This is a genomic window from Saccharopolyspora sp. (assembly GCF_017434145.1).
Taxonomy (GTDB): Bacteria; Actinomycetota; Actinomycetes; order Mycobacteriales; family Pseudonocardiaceae; genus Saccharopolyspora_C; species Saccharopolyspora_C galaxeae.
On the sequence record NZ_JAFRFW010000244.1, the window covers coordinates 1 to 2,532 of the forward strand.

A 2,532-nucleotide genomic window follows, 5' to 3' on the forward strand; every position below is an offset into this window, starting at 1 on the left:
CGCCGCGGCCACGCACGCATTGCGCAGGCGCGCGCTGCGCTCGCTGCTGCAGTTCCCGCCCGAGCTGGTACCGGAGTTCTTCGAAGTCTTCTTCTCCCTGGACGAGCAGCAGCAAGCGGCGTTCCTGGCCGCCGACCACGACCCGGCGGGCACGGTCGCGACGATGAGCGCGCTGTTCCGGCGGGCGCCCTGGCCGATCCGGCGGCGGCTGATCGCGGGCGGCTTCGGCCCGGGCTGGGGGCGACGCTCAGCACGGCTTCGGCGGAAGCTGACCCGCGCTGCGCCGATCTGCGGTACACGTTTACACCGCCCGCAGCAGGGCGACTACCTGCGGGAACCGCTCGGCAACGCGGTCCGGTGCAACCGGCGAACGGTCCTGCGCTGCTGTGTTGGTGCCCACAGCGGCGGCGCGGGATGGGTGCTGGTGGCGTGCGAGTCGCGCTAGGTTGTGCTGCGGCAACCCTGTCGCCCTCGGACGAGGAGCAGCTGAGATGTCGGTGAACAGGTCGTGAATCCGCTCGATGGAGCACCATGAGTGCAGGCAACATCGACGGCGTGCTCGCGCTGGCGAACGGAGTGCGCTTCGCGTTCCAGCCCATGATCAACGTCAAGACCGGTGGGATCGTGGCGGTGGAAGCGCTCGCCCGGCCCACCGCCGGAAACGTGCATGATCTGTTCCGGGAGGCCGCGCGCGAGCGCAAGCTCACCGAGCTGGACGTGGCGCTGGCCTGCTCGGCACTGGGCGCGGCGGCCGAGCACGAGACGCTGCTGCCGCTGCACCTGAACCTGTTCGGCGGCACGGTCACGCACGACCTGTCCCGGCTGGACGAGCTCCGCGAGCGGCTGCGGGAAGTGGGCCGCCGGGAACACGAGATCACCTTGGAGATCGGCCCGCCGTTCGCCCGGCTCGACCCCGAACAGCTGCTGCACGGGGTGCGGTCGCTGCGCGCGGAAGGCTTCCAGATCGCGATGGACGGGGTCGGCCAGGGCGACGTCCCGCTGACCCTGATCGCCGACATGGACCCGGGCACGGTGAAGCTGGACCGGGGCGTGCTCGACGACCTGCCGGACTCGCAGCCGCGGCAGGCGGTGCTGGAGTCGGTTCGGCACCTGTGCGAGGCGACCGGTTCCGACCTGATCGCTGAAGGCGTCGAGAACGACCGGCAGCTCAGCGTGCTGCGGCGCAACGGAGTGCGGCTGGTGCAGGGCAACCTGCTCGCCCCGCCCGCACGGCGGCCCCCGACGACGATCACGGTGCCCGGGGTGGCCGCCGAGGTCACCGACCCGACCGGGCAGCCGCGCAACACCCTGGCCGCCGGCCCGCGAGTCACCGAGTTCCTGTCGCCTGCCACGCTGCTTTCGGTGGACGCCACCGCCGACACGGTCCGCGGGGTGCTGGCCGACCACTCGGAGATCAGCGGCGTGGTGCTGGTCGACGAGCACAACCGGCCGCAGTTCACCATCGACCGCAACCGCTTCCTGCTCGCGGTCACCGGCCCTTACGGGCACGCGCTGCACGCCAAGCGGCCCGCGTCCCGGCTGGCCGACGAACCCCGCGTGGTCACCACCGCGACCACCGCGATGGAAGCGTTGAGCCTGGTCACCCGCTCCGATCAGTACCGCATGTACGACGACGCGATCGTCGTCGACGAGTCGGGGCGCTGCCTCGGCGCGGTGCGCGCCGGGCACCTCATCCGCGGTATGGCGGACCTGAAGGTGGAGGAGGCCGCCGCGCTCAACCCGCTGACCCGGCTGCCCGGCAGCGACGCCATCGCCCGCGACGTGACCCGGCGGATCGCCGCCGGTGAGGTGTTCGGGGTGAGCTGGCTGGACATCGACGGGTTCAAGACGGTCAACGACACCGTCGGGTTCTCCGCGGGCGATGACCTGATCCGCGCGATCGGGCGCGGGCTCACCGACGCGTCCACCTCGATGCCTTCGGTTCGGGTGGGTCATGTCGGTGGCGACGACTTCCTGCTGGTCGCCGATCTCGACGACCTCGTGCCGCTCGCCGAGCTGCTGCTGGATCCCGAGCGGGACGCCGGTGGCGTGCCGGTGAGCCTCTCGCTGGCCACGCTGGTGTGCACGCAGAGCACGGTGACCAGCTACGACGAGGTGTCCCGGCTGCTGGCCCCGCTCAAGCGGGAGGCCAAGGCGCTGAGCGGCTCGAGCTGGGTGATGTCCCGGCCCGGGTCGCAGCACGTGGACGTGCTGCGCGGCAAGGGCGCTGCGCAGGGCCCGGGCGGGCGAAGCCCGGCGCAGCGCCCGGACGCCGAGCGCGAAGCCGTCCAGCAAACCGCCCGCAACGCGCAGGACGCCGTTGCGAACGCGGCCGGGAACGATGCGGGTCGAGCCGCTGCGCCGGACGGCACGCGCGGTGCTCCCGGCGCTGCGAACCACGCGGATCGTCCGCAGCCGTCCAGCGCACCCCCCGCCGCGAAGCCGGGGCCGCAGTCCTCCATGCCGGACGGGCCCGCTCGTCCACCGTCCGCGCCGGGCGGGAATCCGCACGTACCGCAGCCGCAACCGGGC

Annotated in this window: 1 protein-coding gene and 1 pseudogene; both read left to right on the forward strand. The window is 72.6% G+C overall.

Features of this window, described 5'->3' with window-relative positions; all coding sequences use genetic code 11:
- Positions 1 to 445: pseudogene (locus tag IJH84_RS06875) on the forward strand (hypothetical protein); the annotation flags it as partial.
- An 86-nt stretch (positions 446 to 531) separates the two neighbouring features.
- Positions 532 to 2,532 (forward strand): EAL domain-containing protein (locus tag IJH84_RS06880; protein ID WP_367268975.1); only part of this gene is annotated, 2,001 nt, incomplete at its 3' end.